At 66.9% G+C, this 2,810-nt stretch carries 5 protein-coding genes; 4 read left to right on the forward strand and 1 reads right to left on the reverse strand.

The features are described 5' to 3' along the window. Positions 1–187: 187 nt before the first annotated feature. Positions 188–589 carry a DUF6153 family protein gene (locus ACFV2O_RS36760; RefSeq protein ID WP_379256384.1) on the reverse strand — a complete coding sequence of 134 codons (402 nt, stop codon included), beginning with the start codon at positions 587–589 and terminating at the stop codon, positions 188–190. 273 nt (positions 590–862) lie between these two features. Here ACFV2O_RS36760 and ACFV2O_RS36765 point away from each other — a divergent pair, with 273 nt between their 5' ends. The 4 genes from ACFV2O_RS36765 to ACFV2O_RS36780 all read left to right on the forward strand — a co-directional run. Further along, positions 863–1,117 (forward strand): DUF2892 domain-containing protein, encoded by a 255-nt coding sequence (locus tag ACFV2O_RS36765; protein ID WP_379256386.1) that lies wholly within the window; start codon positions 863–865, stop codon positions 1,115–1,117. Further along, positions 1,114–1,341, forward strand: coding sequence for a hypothetical protein (locus ACFV2O_RS36770; protein ID WP_379256388.1), 228 nt, complete (start codon positions 1,114–1,116; stop codon positions 1,339–1,341). The genes ACFV2O_RS36765 and ACFV2O_RS36770 overlap by 4 nt, the downstream gene beginning before the upstream one ends. 463 nt (positions 1,342–1,804) lie before the next feature. Further along, positions 1,805–2,071, forward strand: coding sequence for an SHOCT domain-containing protein (locus ACFV2O_RS36775; RefSeq protein ID WP_379256389.1), 267 nt, complete (start codon positions 1,805–1,807; stop codon positions 2,069–2,071). A 44-nt stretch (positions 2,072–2,115) separates the two neighbouring features. Further along, the coding region (locus tag ACFV2O_RS36780) for an ABC transporter ATP-binding protein (protein WP_379256391.1) at positions 2,116–2,810 on the forward strand (695 nt) is incomplete at its 3' end.

A 2,810-nucleotide genomic window follows, 5' to 3' on the forward strand; every position in this document is an offset into this window, starting at 1 on the left:
TTGGTCGAACACGCGGCGAGTGCGGCGACTGCCGTCGCGCCGGCGGTGAGGGTGAGGAATCCGCGGCGGTTCAGCGGTGCGGCGGAGGAGAACTGGGGTGACATGAGTGCTTCCTGGGGTCTGTCGTGTTCGGATGGCAGGCGTCGACGGCGCCTTGCCCGCACGGGGGCATGGGCGCGGTTGCCCGTCAGATCCGCAGGATCGACAGTTCGGCCAGCGACGGGGTGATCCGGGGCGGCGATCGCTGCCGCCGTCGAGGCCATACACCGGCGAGAGGGAGGCGGATGGATGCGTGCATGCCGCCCAGCTGATACAGCAGTACCAACGCGATGATCAGGATCGCTGCGGCCTCGATGAAGACGCAGGGGTGAGTGGCGGCGTGTGTGCGGTGATGATCGCCCTCGGCGGGGCCGGCGCCATGGTGGTCGACCGGCGTGGCTGAAACCACCGTACGCGGTGCAGGAGACCCGGAGCCCGATGTGGGGGTGAACAATCCCGCGTGCATGGCTGCGACACCGAGCAACAACATGAGCAGACCCAGCCTCCGGAGTGTTCCGGAGGCGTGTTGCCGCTGGTGTCGGGCCGCCACGGCGCCATCATAGGGGCGCTTCACCCTCTGGTGCACCCATACACCGCGCGGGGTAGCAGGCGAGTGCCGACCTGGCGTTGCGATGGGGGTTCGGCATGCCCGGACGACCTCGCCGGAAAGGGTCCTTCGGCGCGGCGCGAGGGACTCGAGGACTCTGTGGTGGGGCTGTGCCGGAGAGAACTCTATGAGAGTAACGAGCCCGGTTCGGCTCGCCGGTAAGCATCGGGAGGTTTCGATGAACAGTAGTCACCGCCGGTTGGCGGAGGTGTGGCGATGACCACGGCAACGCCTCAGTGGCGCACGATCAATATCACGCCCCTGGAACGGGTCGGGCGCATCGTGATCGGGGCAGCCGTGGCGATCGTGGCGGTTGCGTTGCTGGTCGGCGCGAGTTCGGTATGGGCAGTCGTGCTGGAGATCTTGCTGCTGGCGGCCGGCCTGGACCTTGTGGTGACCGGCGCGCTGGGCCACTGCCCGCTGTACCAGGCGCTGGGTTACACGCCGAAGTCGCCGCGGGCGGCGCGATGAACGGGCAGGGCGGTCCGATGCAGCGCTGGACGCTGGGACGCAACGGGGGCGGGCACCACGGACACGGCTGGATGATGATCGCTTGCTGTGTCCCCATGTTGGTGATCGCACTGGTGCTGGTGTTCACCGGCGTGCTTACGGTGAGCTACCTGCTGGTCGCGGTCGCGTGCACGGTGATGATGGCGATGATGATGGGCGGCATGGGCCGTTCCGAGGGCATGTAGCGGATTTCGAGGAGTTGGACGTTATGGATATGCAATCGCCGCTCATGCAGGTGATGCACTCGATCATGATGTGGCTGCACCAGCAGGGCGTCTGTCCGCCGATGACCATGCCGATGTGACGGTGCGGTGATGGTTGGCGTGGCCGGCGCAAACCAGCAATTGCGGTGGGCGCGATGCCGGTAGCGGTCTTGGCCGTCTACCTGTTGGTCGGCCTCACCACACACCTCGGGCGGCAGAAGGACCGTCCGGCCGGGCCGATGCCGCCTGAGCGACAGCCCGGTGCCCGCGGTCACCAGAGTGCAAGACGGGGAAAACAGACGCGCCGGGTAAGCCGACCGTGGCCAACCCGGGCAGCTGATCCGGGATTGATGTCCCGTTCGGTGGGGCTGTTCGGCTGTAGTGCGCACGCGGGCCGGTCACGCACAGTGGGGGCGACCACGAACGACCTTGAAGGAGCACGGCGATGATGATGTGGTACGGCAGCGGTATGAGCGGGTGGGGCTACGTCCTGATGACCGTGGGCATGGTGATCTTCTGGGCTCTGGTGGTCGCCGGAATTGTGGCAGTGGTCCGCTACGCGGGCACCTCAAGCCGCGATACGACCGCAGGATCCTCGCACTACGGTCCCACTCCGCAACAGATTCTGGCCGAACGGTACGCCCGTGGCGAGATCGATGAGGAGGAATTCGACCGGCGGATGAAGACCCTCGCCCCCGGCAGGCCGAGGTAGCCGGTGGTCACCGCTTCGGGACCTCGCCGGATCGGATACTGCTGATGGAAACCGCGATCCACACCGAAGGGCTGGCCAAGCGGTTCGGCTCGTTCCCAGCGTTGGCGCCGCTGGATCTGGATGTCGGCGTCGGCGAGGTACTGGGCTACCTCGGCCCCAACGGCGCAGGTAAAACCGTCACCATCCGGCTTCTGCTGGGCATGTTACGGCCCTCGGGCGGGCGTGCGGAGATCTTCGGGCTCGACGCCCACCACGAGACGGTCGCCGCCCACCGGAACGTGGCCTACGTGGGCGGGGAGAACGCGCTATGGCCGGGGCTGACCGGTGCGGAGGCGTTGCACCTGCTCGGCCGGGTGCAGGCCCGGGTGGACGAGCGCTACCGTGACGAGCTGATCGAACGGTTCGCGTTGGATCCGTCCAAGCGGGTGCGCAGCTACTCCAAGGGCAATCGTCAGAAGCTGGCGTTGATCGCGGCGCTGATGAGCCGGGCCCAGCTTTTGATCCTCGACGAACCCACCAGCGGCCTGGATCCCTTGATGGAACAGCAGTTCCGCACCGCGGTGCGCGAGGCCAAAGCCAACGGGCAGACGGTGTTTCTGTCCTCGCATGTGCTCAGCGAGGTCGAAGCGCTGTGCGACCGGGTGGCGATTCTGCGTGCGGGACAACTGGTGGATCTGGGCACTCTCGCCGACATGCGGCATCTGTCGGCGCTGTCGATCGAAGCGACCTTCACCGGCCC

Source organism: Nocardia sp. NPDC059691 (assembly GCF_042733915.1).
Lineage (GTDB): Bacteria > Actinomycetota > Actinomycetes > Mycobacteriales > Mycobacteriaceae > Nocardia > Nocardia sichangensis.